Genomic DNA, 23,034 nt, shown 5'->3' with positions numbered 1-23,034 from the left:
TCAGCCGAGATCCGGTGCCTGTCGCGGCACCCGCAGGGTGAAGACGGCGCCGTGGCTGGGGCTGTTGCGGACGCTCAACTGGCCGCCGAGCGTCTGTGTCGCCAGATTGTAGGCGATGTGCAGTCCCAGCCCGACGCATCCGGCATGGCGCGCGGTGGTGAAGAAGGGGTCGAATATCCGGGGCAGGTCTGCTTCCAGGATCCCTTGCCCGTCATCGCTGTGAACCACCTCGATCCAGTCGTCGCCGTCGGCATGGATGTCGATGGTGATACGTCCGCTCTGCTCCGGCCGGAAGGCATGCGTCAGCGAATTGCGCACCAGATGTGTCAGCACGCGGGCGAAGGCGCCGGGGAAGCTTTCCAGTTGCAGCGCCTCCGGACAGGCCAGCTCCACCCGGTGGCCGGAGGAGCCGATCTGTGTGTGCAGGCTCAGCAGCACGTCCTCGGTGTATTCGCGCAGGTAGAAGGTGCGGCGCTCGTCTCCGGTCTGGTCGGCCGCCACCTGCTTGAACATGTGGACCAGCGCGGCGATGCGTTCGGTGTTGCCGACCAGCAGTTGCCCGGCCTCCTGCGCCACCTCCAGGAAGCCGGCCAGGGCCGAGCGGGTCAGGGCGCTGGCGGCGAACTGGCGCTTCACGTCCTCCGCCCGGCTCAGCAGGTGGGAGGCGGTGGTCAGCGCCACGCCGACCGGCCCGTTCACTTCGTGCGCCACGCCGGCGACGAGTTGGCCGAGGGATGCCATCTTCTCGGTCTGGACCAGACTGTCCTGGGCGGCCTGCAACTCGCGATAGGCCTGCTCCACCCGGTCCTTGGCCGCGCGCAGGGCGTCGGCGGCCCGCGCCCGCTCCGTGGTGTCCAGCATGACGCCGAACAGGTGGGTCAGGCGCCCGTCCAGATCGAAGCGCGGTGCGCAGGAGGAGGAGACGTAGCGGATTTCTCCCGCCGGATCGATCACCCGGTATTCGACATAGACGCGGCGCGAGTTGCCGATCACGCTTTCCAGCATGTTGCCGAAGGACATGCGGTCGTCGGGATGCAGGATGCCCAGCAGATTGTCGAAGGTCGGCTCGAACCGGTCCGCATCCTGGCCGTAGATGCCGAAGGCCTCGCGGTTCCACACCAGAGTGCCGTTGTGGATGCCATACTCCCAATAGCCGAGATGGCCGGTGCGGTAGGCCTCCTCCAGGCGCAGCTTGGCGGCCTCGAGCTGGGCCGCGGCCTCCGCCCGCTCGGTGCTGTCCATAAGCACGCCGAAGACATGGGTCAGCCGCTGCTGCGCATCCAGCCGCGGCGCGCAGGAGGCGGAGACGTAGCGGACGCGGCCGTCACGGTCGTGGACGCGGTATTCGACATAGACGCGCTGGGGATTGCCGACCACACTTTCCAGCATGTTGCCGAAGCGCGGCCGGTCGTCGGGGTGCAGGATGCCCAGCAGGCCGTCGAATCCCCCGGCGAAGCGGTCGCGCTCATGGCCCAGCACCGCCAGCCCGGCGTTGCTCAGCACCAGTTCGCCGGACTGGATGCCGTATTCCCAGTAGCCGAGCTTGGCGGTGTGACAGGCCTCTTCGAGATTCTCGGTTGCCAGCTCCAGTCCGCGGGCGGTGCGGCGCTGCTCGGTGACGTCCTCCACCGTCGCGATCCAGGGCGGACCGCCGACGCGGACCAGCAGGTCGCGGGGCTCGCCGCCAGCTGACTGGACGCTGACGTCCCGCTCGTCGCCGGGGACGGCATCGGAAAGGTCGGCGGTGAAGGCATCGGTGTTACCGTAGCGGTCGAGAAAGCGGCGATTGCCGCTCAGCCGCCCGTCGGGCTCGCGGAGCAGGGCGGCGACGGGCAGGGCATCGAAAAGCGGGAGCACGGAGGATGATGCGGAGGATGGGCCGGGCGTCGCCGGTACGGAACCGGTCTCCTGCTCCGGAGCCCCCGTCACGTCCATCGCCTGACCCGCTGTCGTCATGTGCATCTCCACAGTCCGCGCCCGATCCATGGGCGCAACTGTCGGCGGACACTACACAAGCAATTCAGCGGGACCTATGCCCAATTCGGCGCAAATCGTCGCGAATTTCAGGGTATCAGGCTGTCGAGGTCGAAGCCCTGGGCGAAGGCGATCATGGCGCCGCAGGCGCTGCCCGATCCGACCCGCATCACGCCCTCTCCGACCACCGTCGGGAACTTGCTTTTCTGCAACGCCTGCTGGGCCTTCACCGGATCGGCGACGCGCACGACGAAGCCGGCGAAGAAGGGCAGGGTGGCCGTGGCGAAGGCGGGATCGGCGGTCCAGGCCCAATGCAGGCGGTCGGGCGTGGCGACCAGAACGGGCACCTGACCGTCACCGGACCCGGCCGGCACCACCATGCGGGCGGAGCCGCGGACGGTGACGGTGCCGCCCAGCAGTGTGGCATAGGTCGCGGCGACCGCATCGGGATCGGCGGCGGCGATGACCAGCGCCTCCAGCCCGGTGGCGCTGTTGGCATGCTCCAGCTGGTCGGGACGCCAGACCAGATCGGGCGTGTGGTGCTGGCATAGGAAGATTCGGCCGGCCGGGGTCGTGGCCGGGTCGATCTGGGTGATGGTGAAGGTTGCATCGCGGCTGCCGCCCGGCAACTCCACCGGCCGGCCGAAATCGACGGGATCCGACACCGGGAAGCCGGCGGCGGTCAGCGGCCCGACGGCGGCGCGGGCGTCCGGCGTCTTCAGTGCAATGGCGGCGATGCCCTCGCGCTGACGCAGGAAGGCGGAGTAATGGGCGTTGACCGGCCTCTGTTCCTCGATGCCTAGCAACTCCAGATAGGTGCCGGTCGGGAACAGGATGGTGTGGTTGGCCGACTTCAACTGGGTGTGGTGGCCGCGCGGCGTCACGGTGAAGCCAAGCCGGGCGTAGGCGTCGCGCGCCGCGTCCAGGTCGCGGGTCGCGATGACCAGATGGTCCAGTCCGGTGATGCCGTCGATGCTCATGGCGTCCTGCCGCTGTCGGGTTTCTCTTCCGCCAGCGATAGAACAGCCGGCCCGCCGCGGCAAGCGCGAAGCGGCCGGGCTTCCCGAGCGGAAGGCCCGGCCCTTCGGTCACAGCGCTTGCTGGAGCTCCGGCACGGCCTTGAAGAGGTCCGCGACGAGGCCGTAATCGGCGACCTGGAAGATGGGCGCTTCCTCATCCTTGTTGATCGCGACGATGACCTTGCTGTCCTTCATGCCGGCCAGATGCTGGATCGCACCCGAGATGCCGACGGCGATGTACAGCTCCGGCGCCACGATCTTGCCGGTTTGCCCGACCTGATAGTCGTTCGGCACGAAACCCGCGTCCACGGCGGCGCGCGACGCACCGACCGCGGCACCCAGCTTGTCGGCCAGGGCCTCCAGCAGCGGGAAGTTCTCGCCCGACTGCATGCCGCGCCCGCCCGACACCACCACGCGGGCGGCGGTCAGCTCCGGACGCTCCGACTTGGTCAGCTCGGCCGAGACGAAGCTCGACAGCCCGGCGGCACCGGCACCCGCGATCTGCTCGACGGCGGCCGAACCGCCTTCGGATGCTGCGGTCTCGAAGGCGGTGGTGCGGACGGTGATCACCTTGACCGCATCGGCCGACTGCACGGTGGCAATCGCGTTGCCGGCGTAGATCGGCCGCTCGAACGTATCGGCGGAGACCACGGCGGTGATGTCGGAGATGGCGGCGACGTCCAGCAGTGCGGCGACGCGCGGCAGGAGGTTCTTGCCGACCGAGGTGGCGCCGGCCAGCACATGGCCGTAGCCAGTCTTGGTAACCGACACCACCAGCGGGGCGACGTCTTCCGGCAGCTGATGCTCGTAGGCGGCATCGTCGGCCAGCAGCACCTTGGCGACGCCGGCCACCTTCGATGCTGCCTCGGCGGGACCTCGCGCGCCCTTGCCGGCGACCAGGATATGGACATCGCCCCCGATCCCCTTGGAGATCTGGCCGGCGGCGGTGACGGCGTTCAGCGTGGCGGGCTTCAGCGAGACGCCGTCGTGGTCAGCGATGACGAGAATGTTGGCCATGGTCAGTTCATTCCCCTCAGATCACGCGGGCTTCGGTCTTGAGCTTGTCGACCAGCGTGGCGACGTCCGGTACCTTGATGCCGGCCTGACGCTTCGGCGGCTCGGCGACCTTCACCGTCTTCAGCCGCGGCGTGACGTCGACGCCCAGGCTGTCCGGCGTGACGGTCTCCAGCGGCTTCTTCTTCGCCTTCATGATGTTCGGCAGCGAGGCATAGCGCGGCTCGTTCAGGCGCAAATCGGCGGTGACCACCGCCGGCAGCTTGAGATTCACCGTCTCCAGCCCGCCGTCGATCTCGCGCGTCACGGCGACCGTGCCGTCACCGGCGGCGATCTTCGAGGCGAAGGTGCCCTGGCCCCAGCCGAGCAGCGCCGCCAGCATCTGGCCGGTCTGGTTGCAGTCGTCGTCGATGGCCTGCTTGCCGAGGATGACGAGGCTGGGGGCCTCCTTCTCGACCAGCGCCTTGAGGACCTTGGCGACGGCCAGCGGTTCGGTCGTCACGTCGGTCTGCACCAGGATGGCGCGGTCGGCACCCATGGCCAGCGCCGTGCGCAGCGTCTCCTGGGCCTGGGCCGGGCCGATGGACACCACCACGATCTCGGTCGCCTTGCCGGCTTCCTTGAGACGAACCGCCTCTTCGACGGCGATCTCGTCGAAGGGGTTCATCGAAAACTTCACGTTCGACGTCTCGACGCCGGACTGGTCGGTCTTCACCCGGATCTTGACGTTGTAGTCGACGACCCGCTTCACGGGCACCAGCACCTTCATGATGACGTGTCTCCTCTCGGATGGTGTTCTTGTTAAGGCTCATGCAACAGCGGACAGGACCTGTCCGCGCAAAGCCGCGACCGCATCGGGGAACGGCGGGGAGGCCGCCGTGGTGCCGAGTGCGGCCAGCACCTCGGCCGGGGCGACCACGCCGGTCGCGTCGACGAAAGCACCCTGGACGACGGCCAGCGCCGCCAGCCCGCCCCGCGTTTCCATGCGGTGTTCGATGAAGATGTATTTGTCGTCCCAGCACAGAACCCGGCTGACCAGGGTGAAGCGCTGGAACGGACGCAGCGAGCGGCGGTAGCGGATGGTCGCTCCGCCCAGCACCGGCTGCCAGCGGTTGCGCAGGATCGCCGGCCCCAGCCCGACCCGGATCATCAGGTCGGTGCGGCCCAGAATCCATCACGCTGAAATAGCGCGCGTTGGTCATGTGCAGGTTGATGTCGAGGTCGGTCGGCCAGACCCGGAAGCGCAGCGCCGACGGATCCAGCAGCCCGGCGCGGCGGCCGCGCCATGCGGCGACAATGGCGGCGACGACAACCGTCAGCAGGCGGAAGATCAGGTTCATCCCCCGTCTCCCGTCCCGCCATTCGTCGCGCCCTTCACCCCGAGGGCATCGCAGGCCGCCCGCAGCCATTGCTGTCCCATCATGCTCCGATCCCCCTCATAGGGCCGACCGGAGCGCCTGGGGGCGCCCGGCCGGTCAGCTGTCCTTCACGGCGGACTTCTGCTCCGCCAGGGTGTTGTTGACCTGCTCTTCGATGTCGCGCAGTTCCTGCACGGTGGTTTCCAAGTCCTCGCGCTGCTGGGCGAGGTCCTTCAGCCGTTTCTGCACGCGCTTCAACAGGTTCTTCTGTTGCTCGACCCCGCCATTGACGTTGTAGAGGTCGAGATATTCGCGGATTTCCGCCAGCGAGAAGCCCAGGCGCTTGCCCCGCAGGATGAGCTTCAGCCTGGCGCGGTCGCGCTTCGTATAGACCCGGTTGTTGCCGACGCGGTTGGGCGCCAGCAGTCCCTTGACCTCGTAAAAGCGCAGGGCCCGCGGAGTGATGCCCAGCTCCTCCGCAAGCTGGTTGACCGTGTAGAGCTGTTCCATCCCTGGGAAGGCCTTTTTGTTCGTGTTCGGCACAGTGCGCCTTCCGTTTGGTAGCACAGCTGCCGTCGCGTGATAAGGCTTCCCTTTACGTCCATGTCATGGTGGCAACGCAGCTGGAAGTTGGGGTCATGCTCCGTTCGACAGGGCCTGTTGAGCCTCGGCGATCAGCTCCTTCTTCGACAGCTTGCCGACGGCGGTCTTGGGCAGCTCGTCGCGGAACTCGATGGCCGTCGGCATCTCGATGCGGGAGATCTTGTCGCGCAGGAAGTCGCGCAGCGCCTCAACCGTCATGCTGGCGCCCGGCTTCAACTGCACGAAGGCTTTCGGCGTCTGGCCGCGATAATCGTCGGGAAGGCCGATGACGCAGGCGGCAACGACGTCGGGATGCTGGTAGATCGCTTCCTCGATCACGCGCGGATAGACGTTGTAGCCGCTGCAGATGATCAGGTCCTTCAAGCGGTCGAGCAGGAAGACGTAGCCGTCCTCATCCATCGTCCCGACATCGCCGGTCAGCAGGAAGCCGTCGATCACGGTGCGGTCGCTCTCCTCCGCCCGGCCCCAATAGCCGGCCATCACGTTGGGGCCGGCAATCGCCACCTGGCCCTTCTCGCCGATGCCGAGCCTGCGGGTCGGGTCTTCCAGATCGCGGATCTCGATGGAGATGCCGGGCAGCGGCAGGCCGATGGACCCTTCCTTGTTGACGCCGCTCAGCGGGTTGGCGGCGCAGACCGGCGAGGCTTCCGACAGGCCGTAGCCTTCGATCAGCACGCAGCCGGTCGCCGTCTCGAACTGGCGCTTCAGTTCCATCGGCAGCGGCGCGCCGCCGGAGATGCAGTAGCGGATCGAGGTCATCGGATAGCGGGCGACCTGCGGGTGGCCCAGCAGCGCCTTGTACATGGTGGGCACGCCGGGGACGAGAGTCGGCTTGCGCTTGGCGATGGTCTTCAGGACCTGCTCGGTCTCGAACCGCGGCAGCATGATCAGTTCCGCACCGCAGGCCAGCCCCATGTTCAGCACCACCGTCATGGCGAAGACATGGAAGAAGGGCAGCACGGCGAGCATGCGCTCCTGGCCCAGCGCCACGGTGGGGAACCAGGCCTGCACCTGCCTGGCGTTGGACAGCAGGTTGTGGTGGGTCAGCATCGCGCCCTTCGGCACGCCGGTGGTGCCGCCGGTGTATTGCAGCACGGCGACGTCGCGCAGCCCGTCGATGCGCACCGGACGCAGTTTGCCGTCATTGGCCAGCAGGCTGTTGAAGTCGACATGGCGGTCGTCGCGCGGCACGGCGGCAAGTTCGCCGCGCTTCAGCACGCTGAACAGCGCCTTCTTCACCGCCGGCAGGATGGTCGCCATGCGGCAGACGACGATGCGCTTCATCGGCGTGCGCGCCAGCATCGCGGCGACGCGCGGGTAGATCTGCTTCAGGTCCAGCGTCACCATGATCTCGGTCTGCGAGTCGGTGATCTGGTGCTCCAGTTCCCGCTCGACATAGAGCGGGTTGTAGTTGACGACGGTCCCGCCGGCCTTCAGCACCGCAAAATAGGAGATGACGTAGGTCGGGCAGTTCGGCAGGCACAGGCCCACCCGCACCCCCGGCCCGACGCCGAGATCCTGGAAGCCGCGGGCGGCGCGGTTCACCAGATCCAGAACCTCGGCATAGCTGTAGCGGCGGCCCAGGAAGTCCAGGCAGGGACGATCAGCATAGCGCCCGGCCGCCTCTTCGAACAGCATGTGCAGCGGCATCGGCGTGAACTGCTGGTCCCAGGCGATCCCGTTCGGATAGTGCGTCAGCCAGGGATGGGCGGCATCATCGGCGGCAACGTCTACGGCTGCGGTGGGCAGGTTGGCGCTCTGCGCAAGCGGCTCGGGCATGGTTCGCTCCCCTTGGCGGTGGCGCGTTCCGGATCGCCTGGCAGCCTGCACCAAAAGGCGGCAAACGGGGCGTCGGGCGTCTGAAACGCTTTCGTTATGACGTTGACGTAAACGTAATGCGCGCCTACTGTCAAGGCCAGTCCTACGAACAATCCTGAGGGCACGCTTTCATGGTCGACGACATTCTGCAGGAACTGCGCAGCCGCAGCGGCGATCTGCGCTCGCTCAACGCCTCGGTCCGCTTCCTGCTGGGCAAGGAGGGCGAGGTGATCCGGGTCGATGGCCGTGCCAGCCCGATCAGCATCAGCCGCGAGGATGCCGAGGCCGACTGCACCATCCGCATCTCGCCGGAGAACCTGCAGAAGCTGATCAACGGCAAGCTGAACCCGATGCTGGCCTTCACCATGGGCAAGCTGAAGGTCGAGGGCTCGATGGGCGTCGCGATGAAGCTGGCGCAGTTGCTGGACGACTGAGCAGGCCGGAAGAGCCGCCAGAAAGACCAACCGGGAGGAAACCCACATGACGACGACGCGCACGAAATGCGCCACCCTGTCGGCTGCCCTGATGGCGGCCACCTTGCTGACCGGCCTGCCAGGCTCCGCCTGCGCGCAGGGTGCGGCACGCACGCTGAATTACCAGATCCTGATGGGCGAGGATCCCATCGGCAGCGAGCAGGTGAAGATCGAGCCCCAGGGGGGCGACCGCACCAGGGTCACCGTCACCGCCACCACGCGGGTGAAGGTGCTGTTCATCAACTTCCGCTACGACCACAAGCGGGAGGAGATGTGGAAGGGCGCGGTGCTCGAATCGATGACCGCCACCACCGACGATGACGGCACGCCGCACAAGATCGAGATGGCGCGCGATGCCGGCGGCTATCGCCTGACGGTGGACGGCAAGGTCCAGCAGGTGCCGGCCGGCGTCCTGCCGCTGACCCTGTGGACGCCGGATGTGCTGAAGCACAGGGAGTTGCTGTCGGTGATCGATGCGGCGCCCTACAAGGTGGCGGCGCGCAAGGTCGGGGCGGAGACGGTGGAAGCCGGCGGCAAGGCGCTGGAGGCCGCCCATCACCGCATCGAGGGCGATGTGGAACGCGATCTTTGGTATGCGGCGGACGGCACGCTGCTGAAGACCCGCTTCAAACGCAGCGGCTATGATATCACCTATGTCCTGAAGTGATTCACGCCGATTGAGGACCCGATGCCCATCTTCCTGTTTCCCGACGACCCCATCTGGAACGAGGAGGCCGACGCCGTGGAATTTGCGGTGCAGGTCGGGGAGTATCAGGGCCGGGTCTTCGTCACCCGCCGCACCTTGCAGGGCATCGTCGGCCACACGCCCAAGCCGGACGAGGCGGTTCAGCAGGTCTGCATGAACCGTCCGCTGTTCGAGCGGGCGACGGAGCAGCGGATCATGTCCCGCGCGCTCGACCCCGATGCCAACATCCACCTCACCGGCCGCGACCTGCACCGCGCGGCGGGGTAGGTCGCGGCCGGCTGAGAAACGCGCTCAGCCCAGGCGGGCGTAGCGGCCGCGGAAATACAGCAGCGGGTCGCCGCTGTCGCGCGAGGTCAGCTTGCGGACGCGGCCCAGCACGATGACATGGTCGCCGCCGTCCAGCAGATGCTCGCGGTCGCATTCCAGCGTGGCGAGGCAGCCGGTCAGCAGGCGCACGCCGCCGCGGCCGGTGGTCGTCTCCAGGCCGGTCCAGCGCTCCTGCAGGTCGCGGCGGGAGAAGCGGTTGGACAGCTCCTCCTGATCGGCGGCCAGGATGTTCACCGCGAAATGCGGAGCGAGCTTGAATGCCTCGAAGGACATCGCGGCGCGGCCCAGGCAGAACTGCACCAGCGGCGGGTCGAGCGACACGGACGAGAAGGAATTCACCGTGACCCCCAGCGGCAGCCCGTCGGGCGCGATGGTCGTGATGACGGCGATCCCGGTCGCGAAGCAGCCGAGGGCGGAACGGAACGCAAGGGGATCGATCGGCTGGTCGGTGATCATGACGTCCTGTCGTGTGGGCCTGGATGGGGCAGGGTGGAGGAGCAGCGTGGGCAGGAGGGCCGGCGTGGGGCACACGCCTCCGGTGGCGGTGAAGGTGACACACAAGGTAGGAAATACCGGGAATTAATCCAGCACGTCACCCGGTGCAAGCCGCATCTCCACCTCACCTCCGTTGCATCTCCACGGCATCTCCGGCCCCGACAACGTCGTTAAACGGATTCTAATGAAACCCGGTCAGGGTTCTGCCGCAGTGGCCGGCCGCTGCTTTCACCGCGGCGCCGCGCCCAGAAATCGCATACGGGAAATCGGCCTTCGGGCTGTGAACCATTCGCCACGGCCAGGGCATGAGCGGGAATTCCGGCGGCGACGAGCGGCCGATCATCATCAAGAAGAAGAAGGGCGGGCACGGCGGCCACCATGGTGGCGCGTGGAAGGTGGCCTATGCCGACTTCGTCACCGCGATGATGGCCTTCTTCCTGCTGCTGTGGCTGCTGAACGTCACCACCTCGGATCAGCGCAAGGGCATCGCCGACTATTTCTCGCCGGTCTCGGTCAGCCGCGAGCAGTCCGGCTCCGGCGGCATGCTGGGCGGCAAGACCATAACCGTGCCTGGGGCGCAGGTCTCTCCCAGCTCGCCGATGTCGGCGGACGTGCCGGTGTCCGGGCCGCCGGGCTATTCGGCGCAGCAGACCGAGGATGCCGACGACCCGACCGAATCGACCTCCGGCCCCGGCCAGGGCACCGGTCCCGGCAAGTCGGCCAGCGGTGCGGCACCCGACGCCGACGTCGCCGACCAGAAGCCGAACGAAACCCGCGCCGAATTCCAGAAGCGGATGGAGGAGATGGCCAAGCAGTTGGGCATCCCCGGCCAGAAGCCCGGCGAAAAGCTGTCCGACTTCGGAGAGCGGGTGAAGGAGGCGATGGACAGCCTCCAGGGCGCCGCCAAGGAGGCCCGCCAGTTCCAGCAGGCCGCCACGGAGATCCGGCAGGCCATCCAGTCGGTGCCGGAACTGGAACCACTGGCGCAGAACCTGATGATAGACCAGACCCCGGAGGGGCTGCGCATCCAGATCGTCGATCAGGACCGCGTGTCGATGTTCCCCGGCGGTTCCGGCCAGATGTACCCACAAACCCGCCAGCTGGTGCAGCAGGTGGCGAAGGCGCTGTCCAAGCTGCCCAACAAGCTGTCGATCAGCGGCCATACCGACAGTTCGCCGTTCCCCGCCGGCTCCGGCCGCGACAACTGGGATTGTCGACCGAGCGGGCAAACGCCACCCGCCGCGCCTTGCTGGCCGGCGGCATCGATCCGACGCGAATCCAGGACGTCGTCGGCAAGGCCGACCGCGACCCGCTTGTCGCCGATCAGCCCAACAGCCCGCGCAACCGGCGCATCACCATGGTCCTGCTGCGCGAGACCCAGGCGGCGCCTTCGGCCGGCGGCCAGTCCGGCGGCGGCGGTGCCCCCACCAAAGCACGATAAGACTTCTGCACCGCCGGTACTTTGGCGCTAATTTCCGGAAGCGTTCGCGTCCGAATTCTTGCTTTGTCACTGCGTCGCACAACGGTACGCGCGTTTGCCCTGTTCAAAGCGCGCGGCGATGCGTCATACTTCCTGCACAATGCGACATGGCCGGGGCGATGCCGCCCGGCCCGCGATGATCGGTCAGATACAAGCGCGGGGGAGTCTGTGAGCGTACCCGAGGGCAAACCGTCCGACCTGTTGTCATCATACAATCCTGGCCTGTACTTCGACGAGTTGTTCGGAGCCATGGATTTGCCGGCCGAACATACGGCGCTCATCCGCCAAAGGCTGGCCGCACTCGATTTCGATGAACTGCGCCGCCGCGCGCAGGATGCGGAGCGGGAGCTTTACAATCTCGGCATCACATTCATCGTCTATTCCGACAAGGACGCCGTCGACCGCATCCTGCCGTTCGACGTCATCCCGCGGGTGATCTCCGCACCGGAATGGAAGCATCTGGAGGCGGGCGTCAAGCAGCGGGTCACCGCGCTGAACCTGTTCCTGCACGATATCTATCACGACCAGAAGATCCTGAAGGACGGGGTGATCCCCCGGGATCTGGTCGAAGGGAACCATAATTTCCGCCCGCAGATGATCGGGCTGGACGTTCCCTTCAACACCTACATCCACATCATGGGCACCGATCTGGTGCGCGACCGCCACGGCACCTTCCGCGTGCTGGAGGACAACGGCCGCGTTCCGTCCGGCGTCTCCTATGTCGTGGAGAACCGCCACATGATGCAGCGGGTCTTCCCCGACCTGATGCAGGACATCGGCATCCGGCCGGTGGACAATTACGGCCACAAGCTGCTGGACGCCATGGTGGAGATCGCGCCGGTCGACGATCCGCAGGTGGTCCTGCTGTCGCCGGGCACCTACAACTCCGCCTATTTCGAGCATATCTTCCTGGCGCGCGAGATGGGTGTGCCGCTGGTCGAGGGCCGCGACCTCGTGGTCGACAACGACCGCGTCTTCATGAAGACGACCAACGGCCTGGCCCCGGTCCATTCGATCTACCGCCGGCTGGACGATGCCTTCCTCGATCCCAAGGCCTTCAACCCCGACAGCCTGCTGGGCGTGCCCGGCATCCTGGAGGCCTACCGCAAGGGCAACGTCGCGCTGGCGAACGCTATCGGCACCGGCGTCGCCGACGACAAGGCGGTCTACTGCTACGTGCCGCGGATGATCAAATATTACCTGGACCAGGATCCGATCATCCCCAACGTCGACACCCGCATCTGCCGCGAGCCGGATGCCCTGCAATACACGCTCGACAATCTGGCCGATCTGGTGGTGAAGCCGGTGGGCGAGGCCGGTGGCTACGGCATCACCATCGGCCCGCGCGCCAGCAGGGCGGAACTGGAGGATTGCCGGGCCAAGCTGCTGGCCGATCCGTCCAACTACATCAGCCAGCCGGTCGTCGACCTGTCGGTGTGCCCGACCGTCTGCGACGACGCCATCGAACCGCGCCACGTCGATCTCCGCCCCTTCGCCATCACCGGCAAGAGCAGCTGGGTCCTGCCCGGCGGCCTGTCGCGCGTGGCGTTGAAGAAGGGCACGCTGATCGTCAATTCGTCCCAGGGCGGCGGCTCGAAGGACACCTGGGTTCTGGAAGGTGGTGCGGCATGAACCTGCTGTCCCGTTACGCCGAGTGCATTTTCTGGATGGCCCGTTACATGGAGCGGGCCGAGAATCTCGCTCGCATCCTCGACGTGCACGAGACCTTCGCGCGCGACACCCGCGGGGCCACCAACTGGTTCTCCATCGTCCAGCTGAACGCCGACGAGAAGGACTTCTTCAGCCGCCATGACCGCCCAACGGCGGAGGCGGTGATCCACTATTACATGTTCGATCCGCAGAACCGGAATTCGCTGCTGTCGATGCTGCGGATGGCCCGGGAGAACGCGCGGACGCTGCGCCCCTGGATCTCGACGGAGATGTGGACGCAGATCAACGTGTTCCACAACAAGCTGCTGGAGATGTCGGTCAAGGACGTGGCGACACAGAACCTGTCCAAGGTCTGCACCTGGATCAAGGAAGAGTGCCAGACCCACACCGGCATCACCGAGGGCACCTTCTACCGCGACCAGGGCTGGTACTTCTATCAGATGGGCAAGTATATCGAGCGGGCGGACCAGACAACGCGCCTGCTCGACATCAAGTACCACACACTGCTTCCGTCGCCGGTGGAGGTCGGTTCCACCCTGGACGTCAGCCAGTGGACGACGGTCCTGCGCTGCACCGCCGGCTATCACGCCTTCCGCCGGGTCTATCCCCGCGGCATGTCGCCGGCCACCGTCGCCGGCTTCATGCTGTTCAACGAGGGGTTCCCGCGCTCGGTGGTGATGTGCGTGCGGCAGATCGACGGCGTGCTGACGCGGATGCGCTCGCGCTACGATCTGCGCGGCGGGTCGGCGGCGATGGAGCGGGTGGACGAGTTGCTGGCCGCCCTGCTGTCCCGTCCGATCGATGCGGTGCTGCGCGACGGGCTGCACGAGTACCTCGACTGGATACAGCTGCAGCTGAGCGTCGTCACCACGGAGATCGCGCAAGCCTTCTTCGGCGTCCAGCCTCCTCTGGCAGTTCAGAGCCAGTCGCAGTAAGCTCGGGTCCGGCGGGGGAGCTTCGCGCTCCTCCGCCTCCTCGTCACCGTCGTGGTGGTTGTCGCTCAGAATGTCGGTCATCCAGCCGCCGCAGCGTCCATTGCAGCAATTCTTCCGGTCGGGGCCGATGCCCTGCCCCTATCTGCCCGGACGTGTGGAGCGCAAGCTGTTCACCCGCCTGATCGGTCCCTATGCGACCGAGGTGAACTCCACCCTGTCGCGGGCCGGCTTTCGCCGCAGCCACGACATCATCTATCGCCCGGTCTGCCCCAACTGCCAAGCCTGCGTGCCGGTGCGCGTGCCGGTCTCGGATTTCGTGCCGACGCGGTCGCAGCGCCGGGTGCTGAAGCTGAATGACGGGGTGACGCTGAGCGAAAGGCCGGCCTACGCCACGTCGGAGCAGTACCGGCTGTTCTCTCTGTACCAGAATTCCCGGCATGGCGACTCGGACATGGCCCGCATGGCGATGGGCGATTTCGCCGCCATGGTCGACGAGGGCAGGGCGGACACCAACCTGCTGGAGGCGCGCGACGAGCGTGGACAGCTGGTTGGCTGCATGCTGACCGATCGGCTGTCGGACGGCTATTCTGCGGTCTACAGCTTCTACGACGCGGCCCAGGATCGCCGCAGCCTGGGCACCTTCCTGATCCTGGGCCTGATCGAACGGGCGCGGCTGGCTGGCATGCCCTATGTCTACCTGGGTTATTGGATCGCCCACAGCCGCAAGATGGCCTACAAGGCGAAGTTCCACCCGCTGGAATGCCTGGGTGAGGATGGCTGGCGCCGAGTTCGACATCGTGCCCGACGGTGACGCGGAGTAAGGACATCGCCGGCGTCCGTTTCGGCGGCGATGTCCTTTGACACCTGCCGTCAGGCGGCCTTGATGTCGCTCAGGAACTTTTCGACATCCCGGCGCATCAGTTCCGCCTGCTGGGACAGGTCACCGGCGGCGCTCAGCACCTGACCGGCAGCGTCGCCGGCCTCGCCTGCCGCCTGCGTCACCTGAACGATGCTTCCAGTCACTTCCTGCGTCCCGGCTGCGGCCTGCTGGACGTTGCGGGAGATCTCGTTGGTCGCGGCACCCTGCTCCTCGATGGCGGCAGCGATGGCGGTGGTGATGTCGTTGATGCTGCCGATGGTGCCGCCGATGCCGGTGATCGCCGTCACGACACCCTGCGTCGTCTGCTGGATGGCGCCGATCTGGCTGGCGATCTCCTCCGTCGCCTTGGCGGTCTGGCCGGCAAGGCTCTTCACCTCGCTTGCAACCACCGCAAAGCCCTTGCCGGCTTCACCGGCCCGTGCTGCCTCGATGGTGGCGTTCAAGGCGAGCAGGTTGGTCTGACTTGCGATGTCGGTGATCAGGCCGACCACCTCGCCGATCTTCTGCGCGGCTTCGGCGAGGCTGCGGACCGCGTCGCTGGTTTGGCCGGCTTCGCTCACCGCCTTGCCGGCGATGTCGGCGGAGCGGGCGATCTGGGTGCCGATCTCGCGGATGGAACTGGCCATCTCTTCGGTGGCGGTGGCGACGGTCTGGACATTGGCGCTGGTCTGTTCAGCGGCCGACGCCACGACGGTGGCCTGGGTGCTGGTCTGCTGCGCCATCGCCGACATGCTGTGCGCGGTGGCGTCCAGTTCGGAAGCGGCCGCTGCCACGGTGCGCAAAGCGGTGGACGACGAGTTCTCAAAGCCGGTGAGCAATTGCTCGATGGCTTGGGCGCGGCGTGTCTTGGCCTGCTGTTCGGCGGCTTCGACGGCAGCGAGGCGGTCGGCCTCGACCATGTTGTCCTTGAACACCTGGACCGCGCGTGCCATGGCGCCCAACTCGTCGCCACGACCGGTCCCGTCGATGGAAACTGTCATGTCGCGGTCGGCAAGGCGCCCCATCATCGACGTGATCTCCTGAATCGGGCGGATCACCGTGCTGACTATCATCCAGGCCACGCCTGCGCAGATGACAACGACCAGCACAAGGATGCCGGTGACCCACAGCTTGCTGGTTTGGTAGACCTGTTCACCGCGGTCGGCCGCACGTTTGCCTTCCGCTGTGTTGAAGTCCATCAGAGACTGAAGAATATCTTTGGAGGTCCGGAACTCATCCCGCGACGAACCACGATATATGGCGCCGGCACCATCATTGTCGTTCTTGCGCGACAACGGCAGAAGCTGCTCCCGGCTGATTTTCATGTAGGTTTGATAGCTCGTGACGAATTTCTGGTAGGTCTCGGTTTCCCAGCCCGGTGTCAAAAGCTTTTGGTAGTCCATCCGCCGCTGTTCGATCCTGTCGGCGATTTCCAGAAGCGCCTTATCCTCACTCCTAATATCGTCATCGGTGGATGCGATCAGATGAGCGCCTTCCAATGTGCGATAGTAGTCAAAGGTTGTGTAAAGTCTGGAAATTGCTGAGACCGATGGCAGCCAATTGTCGCGTACATCAGCGGCTTCTTCGTTGATTGTCGAGAGCTTGGTCAAAGAAAAGACGCCGAGACCAGCCGTGCATAGCAGAAGGATTAGGATCGCAAGAATCGTCCGTGACTTAACTGAAATGTTCGAAATCAATGCCATGGCTGGTGCTCCTGATCTGAGGTTTCTCTCGACCTTCATTTCGTCCGAATAAGAGGGTCTGGTTCGCCTGGATTCTCAACCCTTACGGAAGTGAGGCGTGTGCGCTCGCCTTCTCCGCAAATTGAGCAAAAGGCGCGCCACAAGGCATTGCAATGCCTGTGGATCAAATATTGTTTGAATCCAATATTCTATCTGCTTCCCTTGATCACGGGATGCGTCTTGGATTATCGCGATTTGGCAATATGCGGATTGCATTTTGCAAAACGCCTGCGGTTTCCGTGCCTTGGACACGGTCCGGCCCCAACTTGGAAGACAGAGATCTACGGGATTATACGTAGCTCCAACGTAGCCCTTGCCGCTGGAGGGCGGGAAAGGAATAGTCCCTTCAAATCCTATCTTTTGATATACCCTCCGAACGAGAGAGGGTTGCGACCTGCCGTGCCTATGCGGCTGCAACAAAAGCAAAAGGGGACGGCGAAGGCCGCGCCCCCGCAACAGGGAGGTTTCTCCTTTGAGAGGTCTGCTCAGACTAAGCGGGCTGATCGATGCCGTGAACGAAGGCATCGGAAAGCTCGCCTACTGGCTTGTGCTGGTCGCCGTGGTGGTCAGCTCGGTCAACGCGGTCATCCGCTATGCCTTCAACATCAGCTCCAATGCCTGGCTGGAGCTGCAATGGTACCTGTTCGCGGCGGTGTTCCTGCTGTGCGCCGGCTACACCTTCCTGCGCAACGAACACATTCGCATCGACATCGTGCTGGGGCGTTTCTCCCGCCGCGTCCAGGCCTGGGTCGACATCTTCGGCATCCTGGTCTTCATGTTCCCGATGACGATCCTGATCCTGAAGCTGTCGCTTCCGATGTTCTGGGACAGCTTCCACACCAACGAAATGTCGAGCGATGCCGGCGGCCTGATCCGCTGGCCCGCGAAGCTTTTGATCCCGGTCGGCTTCTTCCTGCTCACCGCACAGGGTGTGTCGGAACTGATCAAGCGCATCGCCTTCCTCACCGGCCATCGTGACGAGCCCGGCGAGAAGATGCACAGCCATTCCTAAGGACCGGGAGCGCCCCCCAGATGGTAGAGTTCATATCCGCCAATTTGGCGCCGGTCATGTTCGGCGCCCTGGTGATTTTCCTGTTGATGGGATTTCCGGTCGCCTTCGCCCTGGCGGCCAACGGTCTGGTGTTCGGCCTGATCGGCATTGAGCTGGGTCTGCTGACCCCGGCGCTGATGCAGGCGCTGCCGGAACGCGTGTTCGGCATCATGCGCAACGACACGCTGCTGGCGATTCCCTTCTTCACCTTCATGGGCCTGATTCTGGAGCGATCCGGGATGGCCGAGGATCTGCTCGACACCATCGGGCAACTGTTCGGTCCGATCCGCGGCGGACTGGCCTATGCGGTGATCTTCGTCGGCGCGCTGCTGGCGGCGACCACCGGCGTGGTCGCGGCCTCGGTCATCTCCATGGGTCTGATCTCGCTGCCGATCATGCTGCGCTACGGCTATGACCGCCGGATCGCGTCGGGCGTCATTGCGGCGTCGGGCACGCTGGCCCAGATCATTCCGCCGTCGCTGGTGCTGATCGTGCTGGCCGACCAGCTTGGCCGGTCGGTCGGCGACATGTATGCCGGCGCCCTGATCCCCGGCCTGGTGCTGACCGCGCTCTATGCCGGCTACATCCTGCTGACCAGCATCATCAAGCCGGAGATGGTTCCGGCCCTGCCGCCGGAAGCCCGTACGCTGCGCGGCGGCAAGCTGCTGCTGCGGGTTATCACCTCGCTGGTTCCGCCGCTGGTTCTGATCTTCCTGGTGCTGGGCACCATCTTCATCGGCATCGCCACCCCGACGGAGGGCGGCGCCATGGGGGCCGCCGGCGCCATCCTGCTGGCGCTGGCCAAGCGGCAACTCGGCTGGGACCTGATGCGTCAGGCGATGGACGCGACTGCCAAGCTGTCGTCCTTCGTGGTGTTCATCCTGATCGGCTCGACCGTGTTCGGCCTGGTGTTCCGTGCCGTCAACGGCGACCTCTGGGTGGAGCATCTGCTGATCGGCCTGCCGGGCGGCGAGCTGGGCTTCCTGATCGTCTGCAACATCCTGGTCTTCGTCCTGGCCTTCTTCCTCGATTTCTTCGAGCTGGCCTTCATCATCGTCCCCCTGCTGGGACCGGTGGCGGACAAGCTTGGCATCGACCTGATCTGGTTCGGTGTCCTGCTGGGCGTCAACATGCAGACCAGCTTCATGCATCCGCCCTTCGGCTTCGCGCTGTTCTTCCTGCGGTCGGTGGCGCCGAAGATGGACTACATCGACAAGGTCACCGGCAGGAAGATCGGGAAGATCACCACCGGCCAGATCTACTGGGGTGCGGTGCCCTTCGTGATCATCCAGATCATCATGGTCGGTCTCGTCATCGGCTTCCCGCAGTTGGTCGATGCCGGCCGCGACAAGGGACCGGTGATCAACCTGAACGACGTGAAGATCGAGATTCCGGCCTTCGACAATCAGGATGTGGCTCCGCCCTTCGGCGCTCCTGGCCAATCGGAGCAGAGCCCGGCGGACGACATCATGAAGCAGCTTCAGGGCAAGTAGTGGGAAGCGTCGCAAAAGCCAGACAGTGAAATCTGGGCAGCAAAAGGGGGGCCGGTTCGTCCGGCCCCCTTTCTTATTGTGCGTTTCCGATTGGGAAAGGGTCAGCGCGTCGGGGTCGTCGCCCCGGCCCAGTTGGTCGGGGCGGTGCCGGCGGGCAGAACCACCCCGGCGTTGCCGAGCGACACCATGCGGTCGCTTCCCGCGGTGGGAGGCAGCGCTGCGAACTGTTCCGCCGTCATGCCGGTGAGGATCACCGCCTGACGGTTGCGGGCATAGCGCAGATTGTCGCTGGCGACCGTCACCTTGTGCTCGTTCGGGAAACGGGGGGCGCCGACGGTGATGATCGCCTGCTCTACCCGGTTTGTCGGCCCGATCACGAGGTCTGTGACGTTGCCGAGGATGCGGCGGCCATCCGGCGTCTGCACGGTCAGCCCGACCAGTTCCACCGGAGGCTGGGTCGCGACCTCTGCCGACGGGACGCCGCCCATGTCGGAACTGGCGCAGGCACCCAACGCCAGAACCGGCAGGAGAGCCAGGGCCGGCAGGGCGGGGAAGAGTGTGCGCAGGGAAAGGCGGCGGTGGTCCATCGTTCTTGGCCTTTTTGCTGACGGCGCGGAAGTGTCCGCTCCCACAACAACACGAGCGTGGCCGGAGGTCCCCCGCGCCGACGGGGTGACCCCATCGCCCACGGGAGACCTCCTTCCGGACAGGGGGAGCCGGACAGGTCAGGTGAAGATGAAATCGTGGCCGGCGGTCAGCCCGACCTGATCGACGGTCAGAGACGAGCCGTCAGCGAAGGTGAAGGTCGATTGGAAGCCGCTCGAGGTCAGCGACATCTGGCCCGCGGTGTAGCCATGGAATTCAATCTGGTCGATCCCCCGCTCGAAGTAACTGATGGTGTCGTGGCCAAAGCCGCCGGTCGCCTGCTCCATCAGGAAGCGGTCGACCTGGCCGTCGGTGTAGCTGACCATCGTGTCGTCGCCGGTGCCCGGTCGGAACAGGTCGGCACCGCCGTCGCGATAGCTGTCATACAGCGTGTCGTTGCCGGCGCCGCCGATCATGGTGTCGTCGCCGCGCATCCCCTTCAGGATGTCGTCGCCGGTGCCGCCGTCCAGCCAGTCGTTGCCGTCACCGCCGAACAGCTGGTCGTTGCCGGCATCGCCCCACATCGAATCGTTGCCGGCCTCGTTGCCGCCATAGGGATCGCCGAGCCAGTCGTTGCCGTCTCCGCCATGCAGCTGGTCGTTGCCCAGGCCGCCGATCAGCGAGTTCATTTCCCCGTTCGCCATACAGCTGGTCGTTTCCGCCGGCGCCGTTGATACGGTCGTCGCCATCCAGACCGTCGAGACGGTCATCAAAGGCGGTGCCGGTCATGGTGTCGTTGTTCGAAGTCCCCCAGAACTGGCGCATGGCGTCTCTCCATCAGTGCCGTTAACGTGCTGTTAACGATTAACCAGATGTTAACCATGGGCCCCGGGCGGTCGAAAAGCGATAAAGGGGCAATACAAAGGGGGTTGGATGAGATGACACAGATAATTGAAACTTGATCGAATTAAAGAAATGAACTGTTTCTTCATTCGTTGTTTTTGTGGCCGAAAGCAGGATCTTTCTGTGACTGAATAAAGACTTTCTCTCCCATATGGACAGGTTTTGAGCTGCGGAACGGCACAGGTTCGGCTGACGAAGGCGATGCAGAGGGAGGAGAGGCGATAGGCCACCGACCGAACGGGCTGTCGGAACGGATCGTCCGAAAGAGGATCCTTGGCGCAAACGCGCCAGTCGCCGTCCGAAGTTTCGGATGCAGCCCTCATGGCAAAAAATAACCGGGCGTCCAAAGGAGCGCCCGGTGCAGTCATATACAGGGAGGGTTAGAGACAAGAAGGTGTGTATACCCTTCGGCAGGGGTGTCGCCTTGATGTGGATCAACAATCGCACCCGCCGTGGCGAATCGGCTTCCTTCCAGGCCCTCCCTTCAAAGCGGGTCTCTCAGCCGTGGCTGTGCGAATGACCGCCATAGAGGATGGAAGGATCGGTTTCTACCGCCTGGATCGTCTCCAGCTTTCCGTCTCGCCAAGCACGATAGAAGCAGCTGCGCCGGCCGGTGTGGCAGGCGACGCCGTCCTGCTCGACGATCAGCAGCAGGGTGTCGCCGTCGCAATCCACCCGGAAATCCTTCAGCCGCTGCACCTGTCCGGAGGTCTCTCCCTTGCGCCACAGCCCGCCGCGCGACCGCGACCAGTAGCAGACGCGGCCGGTTGACAGGGTCTCGACCACCGCATCGCGGTTCATCCAGGCCATCATCAGGATCTCGCCGCTGCCCTCGGCCTGGGCGATGGCTGGCACCAACCCATCGTCGGTGAAGCGGATGGCGGCCAGCACCTCTTCAAAGGGGCCGGACCCGGTCGACGGTGTATCCGTCATGGCAAATCACTCCTCAACTGTCCGCCGCGCTCAAAGGGCGGCGGCCATCCGCCGGAAGCCGGCCTCAAGATCGCGGATCAGGTCGTCGGGGCTCTCAAGCCCGGCGTGCAGGCGCAGAACCTGGCCCGGATCGGTCCAACGGGTGGCGGAACGCACCGCCGCCGGCCGCGTCGGCAGGATCAGGCTCTCGAAGCCGCCCCAGCTGTAGCCCATGCCGAACAGCTCCATCCCGTCCAGCATCGCCGCCAGCGCCTTGCGCGGCACCTGATTGACGATCACCGAGAACAGTCCACTGGAGCCGGTGAAGTCGCGCTTCCACAGCTCGTGACCGGGAAATTCGGGACGGGCGGGATGCAGCACCCGCGTTACCTCCGGCCGGGCCGCCAGCCAGTCGGCGAGCGCCAGCGCGCTCTCCTGATGCTGGCGCATGCGCACCGACAGGGTGCGCAGGCCGCGCAGGCCGAGATAGAGGTCGTCCGGCCCGCCGCAGACGCCGAAGCGGGTGGCGGTCTTCTTCACCGCGGTCCAGCTTTCCTCGTCGCGGCAGGTGACGACACCCAGCATCGCATCGGCATGGCCGACCATGTACTTCGTCGCGGCATGGATCGACAGATCGACGCCATGGTCGAAAGGGCGGAAGAACAGCGGGGTCGCCCAGGTGTTGTCGATCATCACCGTGGCGCCGACCGTCTTGGCGGCGGCGGCAATGGCCGGAACGTCCTGCACCTCGAAGGTCAGGGAGCCCGGCGATTCGAGGAAGACCACGCTGGTGTTGGGCCGCAGCAGGGCGGAAATGCCGGCGCCGATGCAGGGATCGTAGAATTCCACATCCACGCCATAGGGGATCAGTGTCTCCTTGGCGAAGCGGCGGGTCGGGCCATAGGCGCTGTCGGTGATCAGCACATGGTCGCCGGCCTTGGTGAAGGCGGACAGCGCGATGGCGATGGCGGCGAGGCCGGAGCCGGTATTCACCGACCTGTAGCCGCCTTCCAGCTCGGCCGCGGCCTCCTCGAAGGCGAAGGTGGTGGGCGTGCCCATGCGACCGTAATGCACGCCTTCCAGCGTGTTGCGGTCGCTTTCCTCCAGCGCGTCCAAGGTCGGGAACAGCACGGTCGAGCAATGATAGACCGGCGGGTTGACGATGCCGTGGTTGTTCCGCGGGTCGCGGCCGGCATGCACGAGAATCGTGTCCTTGGTGACGTCCTTCATCGACTGTCCGTTTGGCTGGAGCGGCAATCCGTCCCGTCCGAGTCCGCCGTTGCCGGGAGAACCCCGGGGCGGGCGGGGAGGGCGCGGCCGAACATTGTGTCACCCCGGACGCCCAGCCGCCATCGCGGATTGCGCGCAACGGCCGTCATCGGACGGGATGTTCTGGTAACACCACCAATGCACAGAGGATTCGACAAGCCGGATCAAGTTGATACACTCTTGTCCCACGCGCATGGCTGCGTCGCGATCCTCACAGGACGGCTCCAATGGGGATCGGTCCGCCGGATTGTCAGGCGGATCGGTCCGGCAGGGTCGTTCCGGTTGGATTATGGAGCCGGCGTGACCAAGCGCGTCATCAGACCGCTCAAAGCGAAGAACGCAAGAAC

The 23,034-nt window shown here is 65.4% G+C and carries 22 protein-coding genes and 1 pseudogene; 9 read left to right on the top strand and 14 right to left on the bottom strand.

Annotated features, from left to right (window positions below; all coding sequences use genetic code 11):
• From ACWPN3_RS17655 to ACWPN3_RS17625, 7 genes are all read right to left on the bottom strand, one after another.
• Window positions 1-1,956 (bottom strand): PAS domain-containing sensor histidine kinase, encoded by a 1,956-nt coding sequence (locus ACWPN3_RS17655; RefSeq protein WP_492240647.1) that lies wholly within the window; start codon window positions 1,954-1,956, stop codon window positions 1-3.
• A 107-nt stretch (window positions 1,957-2,063) separates the two neighbouring features.
• Window positions 2,064-2,954, bottom strand: a complete 891-nt coding sequence (locus ACWPN3_RS17650; RefSeq protein ID WP_492240646.1) for a VOC family protein — start codon at window positions 2,952-2,954, stop codon at window positions 2,064-2,066.
• A gap of 108 nt (window positions 2,955-3,062) precedes the next feature.
• Entirely contained in the window at window positions 3,063-4,010 is a 948-nt protein-coding gene (locus tag ACWPN3_RS17645) for an electron transfer flavoprotein subunit alpha/FixB family protein (protein ID WP_492240645.1), read from the bottom strand.
• 16 nt (window positions 4,011-4,026) lie between these two features.
• Window positions 4,027-4,776, bottom strand: coding sequence for an electron transfer flavoprotein subunit beta/FixA family protein (locus tag ACWPN3_RS17640; protein WP_492240644.1), 750 nt, complete (start codon window positions 4,774-4,776; stop codon window positions 4,027-4,029).
• 39 nt (window positions 4,777-4,815) lie between these two features.
• Window positions 4,816-5,157, bottom strand: a complete 342-nt coding sequence (locus tag ACWPN3_RS17635) for a thioesterase family protein (RefSeq protein WP_492261632.1) — start codon at window positions 5,155-5,157, stop codon at window positions 4,816-4,818.
• 325 nt (window positions 5,158-5,482) lie between these two features.
• Entirely contained in the window at window positions 5,483-5,875 is a 393-nt protein-coding gene (locus ACWPN3_RS17630) for a MerR family transcriptional regulator (RefSeq protein ID WP_109445348.1), read from the bottom strand.
• Window positions 5,876-6,001: 126 nt separating this feature from the next.
• A complete protein-coding gene (locus ACWPN3_RS17625; protein WP_492261631.1) occupies window positions 6,002-7,747 on the bottom strand; it encodes a long-chain-fatty-acid--CoA ligase in 1,746 nt (581 codons plus the stop codon).
• A 170-nt stretch (window positions 7,748-7,917) separates the two neighbouring features.
• Between ACWPN3_RS17625 and ACWPN3_RS17620 the strand changes: the two genes are divergently transcribed.
• The 3 genes from ACWPN3_RS17620 to ACWPN3_RS17610 are packed head-to-tail and all read left to right on the top strand — an operon-like array spanning window position 7,918 to window position 9,232.
• Window positions 7,918-8,220, top strand: a complete 303-nt coding sequence (locus ACWPN3_RS17620; protein WP_174471972.1) for an SCP2 sterol-binding domain-containing protein — start codon at window positions 7,918-7,920, stop codon at window positions 8,218-8,220.
• Window positions 8,221-8,266: 46 nt separating this feature from the next.
• Window positions 8,267-8,926 carry a DUF6134 family protein gene (locus ACWPN3_RS17615; protein ID WP_492240641.1) on the top strand — a complete coding sequence of 220 codons (660 nt, stop codon included), beginning with the start codon at window positions 8,267-8,269 and terminating at the stop codon, window positions 8,924-8,926.
• Between the two features lie 21 nt (window positions 8,927-8,947).
• Entirely contained in the window at window positions 8,948-9,232 is a 285-nt protein-coding gene (locus ACWPN3_RS17610; protein WP_492240640.1) for a DUF1488 family protein, read from the top strand.
• Window positions 9,233-9,256: 24 nt separating this feature from the next.
• Here the strand turns inward: ACWPN3_RS17610 and ACWPN3_RS17605 are convergent, their stop codons facing one another.
• Complete coding sequence (locus ACWPN3_RS17605) at window positions 9,257-9,748, bottom strand: flavin reductase family protein (RefSeq protein ID WP_109445343.1); 492 nt, start codon at window positions 9,746-9,748, stop codon at window positions 9,257-9,259.
• A gap of 344 nt (window positions 9,749-10,092) precedes the next feature.
• Here ACWPN3_RS17605 and ACWPN3_RS17600 point away from each other — a divergent pair, with 344 nt between their 5' ends.
• From ACWPN3_RS17600 to ACWPN3_RS17585, 4 genes are all read left to right on the top strand, one after another.
• Window positions 10,093-11,259, top strand: a complete 1,167-nt coding sequence (locus ACWPN3_RS17600) for a flagellar motor protein MotB (protein WP_492261630.1) — start codon at window positions 10,093-10,095, stop codon at window positions 11,257-11,259.
• A gap of 257 nt (window positions 11,260-11,516) precedes the next feature.
• A complete protein-coding gene (locus ACWPN3_RS17595) occupies window positions 11,517-12,899 on the top strand; it encodes a circularly permuted type 2 ATP-grasp protein (RefSeq protein WP_247872903.1) in 1,383 nt (460 codons plus the stop codon).
• Window positions 12,896-13,873, top strand: a complete 978-nt coding sequence (locus ACWPN3_RS17590; RefSeq protein ID WP_109445340.1) for an alpha-E domain-containing protein — start codon at window positions 12,896-12,898, stop codon at window positions 13,871-13,873. The genes ACWPN3_RS17595 and ACWPN3_RS17590 overlap by 4 nt, the downstream gene beginning before the upstream one ends.
• Window positions 13,874-13,943: 70 nt before the next feature.
• A complete protein-coding gene (locus tag ACWPN3_RS17585; protein WP_492261629.1) occupies window positions 13,944-14,684 on the top strand; it encodes an arginyltransferase in 741 nt (246 codons plus the stop codon).
• Between the two features lie 59 nt (window positions 14,685-14,743).
• Here ACWPN3_RS17585 and ACWPN3_RS17580 read toward each other — a convergent pair whose 3' ends face one another.
• Window positions 14,744-16,435: a methyl-accepting chemotaxis protein gene (locus ACWPN3_RS17580; protein ID WP_492240638.1), complete on the bottom strand. Its 1,692-nt coding sequence runs from the start codon at window positions 16,433-16,435 to the stop codon at window positions 14,744-14,746.
• A gap of 511 nt (window positions 16,436-16,946) precedes the next feature.
• On the opposite strand from ACWPN3_RS17580, the gene ACWPN3_RS17575 reads away from it, so the two are divergent.
• Complete coding sequence (locus ACWPN3_RS17575; protein WP_109446418.1) at window positions 16,947-17,486, top strand: TRAP transporter small permease subunit; 540 nt, start codon at window positions 16,947-16,949, stop codon at window positions 17,484-17,486.
• A gap of 20 nt (window positions 17,487-17,506) precedes the next feature.
• Window positions 17,507-19,018, top strand: coding sequence for a TRAP transporter large permease (locus tag ACWPN3_RS17570; RefSeq protein WP_109446416.1), 1,512 nt, complete (start codon window positions 17,507-17,509; stop codon window positions 19,016-19,018).
• Window positions 19,019-19,119: 101 nt separating this feature from the next.
• Here ACWPN3_RS17570 and ACWPN3_RS17565 read toward each other — a convergent pair whose 3' ends face one another.
• The 5 genes and pseudogenes from ACWPN3_RS17565 to metC all read right to left on the bottom strand — a co-directional run bounded on the left by ACWPN3_RS17565 (window position 19,120) and on the right by metC (window position 22,648).
• Window positions 19,120-19,605, bottom strand: coding sequence for a PRC-barrel domain-containing protein (locus tag ACWPN3_RS17565; protein WP_109446414.1), 486 nt, complete (start codon window positions 19,603-19,605; stop codon window positions 19,120-19,122).
• 138 nt (window positions 19,606-19,743) lie between these two features.
• The gene (locus tag ACWPN3_RS17560) at window positions 19,744-20,307 is read right to left on the bottom strand and encodes a calcium-binding protein (protein ID WP_492261628.1); all 564 of its coding nucleotides are present in this window, start codon (window positions 20,305-20,307) and stop codon (window positions 19,744-19,746) included.
• 28 nt (window positions 20,308-20,335) lie between these two features.
• Window positions 20,336-20,392, bottom strand: a pseudogene (locus ACWPN3_RS17555) (hypothetical protein); the annotation flags it as partial.
• Window positions 20,393-21,004: 612 nt separating this feature from the next.
• Window positions 21,005-21,439 (bottom strand): phosphoribosyl-AMP cyclohydrolase, encoded by a 435-nt coding sequence (hisI, locus tag ACWPN3_RS17550; protein ID WP_109446411.1) that lies wholly within the window; start codon window positions 21,437-21,439, stop codon window positions 21,005-21,007.
• A 30-nt stretch (window positions 21,440-21,469) separates the two neighbouring features.
• Complete coding sequence (gene metC / locus ACWPN3_RS17545) at window positions 21,470-22,648, bottom strand: cystathionine beta-lyase (RefSeq protein WP_109446409.1); 1,179 nt, start codon at window positions 22,646-22,648, stop codon at window positions 21,470-21,472.
• Window positions 22,649-23,034 lie beyond the last annotated feature (386 nt).

It is taken from the genome of Azospirillum sp. UENF 111221 (genome assembly GCF_058780625.1).
This window is presented reverse-complemented; position numbering and strand designations above follow the sequence as displayed.

Coding starts and splice junctions, on each gene's coding strand:
- ACWPN3_RS17580 (WP_492240638.1), bottom strand. CDS start 16,435: ATGGCATTGATTTCGAACATTTCAGTTAAGTCACGGACGATTCTTGCG.
- ACWPN3_RS17625 (WP_492261631.1), bottom strand. CDS start 7,747: ATGCCCGAGCCGCTTGCGCAGAGCGCCAACCTGCCCACCGCAGCCGTA.
- ACWPN3_RS17620 (WP_174471972.1), top strand. CDS start 7,918: ATGGTCGACGACATTCTGCAGGAACTGCGCAGCCGCAGCGGCGATCTG.
- ACWPN3_RS17585 (WP_492261629.1), top strand. CDS start 13,944: ATGTCGGTCATCCAGCCGCCGCAGCGTCCATTGCAGCAATTCTTCCGG.
- ACWPN3_RS17595 (WP_247872903.1), top strand. CDS start 11,517: ATGGATTTGCCGGCCGAACATACGGCGCTCATCCGCCAAAGGCTGGCC.
- hisI (WP_109446411.1), bottom strand. CDS start 21,439: ATGACGGATACACCGTCGACCGGGTCCGGCCCCTTTGAAGAGGTGCTG.
- ACWPN3_RS17645 (WP_492240645.1), bottom strand. CDS start 4,010: ATGGCCAACATTCTCGTCATCGCTGACCACGACGGCGTCTCGCTGAAG.
- ACWPN3_RS17640 (WP_492240644.1), bottom strand. CDS start 4,776: ATGAAGGTGCTGGTGCCCGTGAAGCGGGTCGTCGACTACAACGTCAAG.
- ACWPN3_RS17600 (WP_492261630.1), top strand. CDS start 10,093: ATGAGCGGGAATTCCGGCGGCGACGAGCGGCCGATCATCATCAAGAAG.
- ACWPN3_RS17610 (WP_492240640.1), top strand. CDS start 8,948: ATGCCCATCTTCCTGTTTCCCGACGACCCCATCTGGAACGAGGAGGCC.
- ACWPN3_RS17570 (WP_109446416.1), top strand. CDS start 17,507: ATGGTAGAGTTCATATCCGCCAATTTGGCGCCGGTCATGTTCGGCGCC.
- ACWPN3_RS17590 (WP_109445340.1), top strand. CDS start 12,896: ATGAACCTGCTGTCCCGTTACGCCGAGTGCATTTTCTGGATGGCCCGT.
- ACWPN3_RS17650 (WP_492240646.1), bottom strand. CDS start 2,954: ATGAGCATCGACGGCATCACCGGACTGGACCATCTGGTCATCGCGACC.
- ACWPN3_RS17655 (WP_492240647.1), bottom strand. CDS start 1,956: ATGACGACAGCGGGTCAGGCGATGGACGTGACGGGGGCTCCGGAGCAG.
- ACWPN3_RS17605 (WP_109445343.1), bottom strand. CDS start 9,748: ATGATCACCGACCAGCCGATCGATCCCCTTGCGTTCCGTTCCGCCCTC.
- ACWPN3_RS17565 (WP_109446414.1), bottom strand. CDS start 19,605: ATGGACCACCGCCGCCTTTCCCTGCGCACACTCTTCCCCGCCCTGCCG.
- metC (WP_109446409.1), bottom strand. CDS start 22,648: ATGAAGGACGTCACCAAGGACACGATTCTCGTGCATGCCGGCCGCGAC.
- ACWPN3_RS17635 (WP_492261632.1), bottom strand. CDS start 5,157: ATGATCCGGGTCGGGCTGGGGCCGGCGATCCTGCGCAACCGCTGGCAG.
- ACWPN3_RS17615 (WP_492240641.1), top strand. CDS start 8,267: ATGACGACGACGCGCACGAAATGCGCCACCCTGTCGGCTGCCCTGATG.
- ACWPN3_RS17560 (WP_492261628.1), bottom strand. CDS start 20,307: ATGGCGAACGGGGAAATGAACTCGCTGATCGGCGGCCTGGGCAACGAC.
- ACWPN3_RS17630 (WP_109445348.1), bottom strand. CDS start 5,875: ATGGAACAGCTCTACACGGTCAACCAGCTTGCGGAGGAGCTGGGCATC.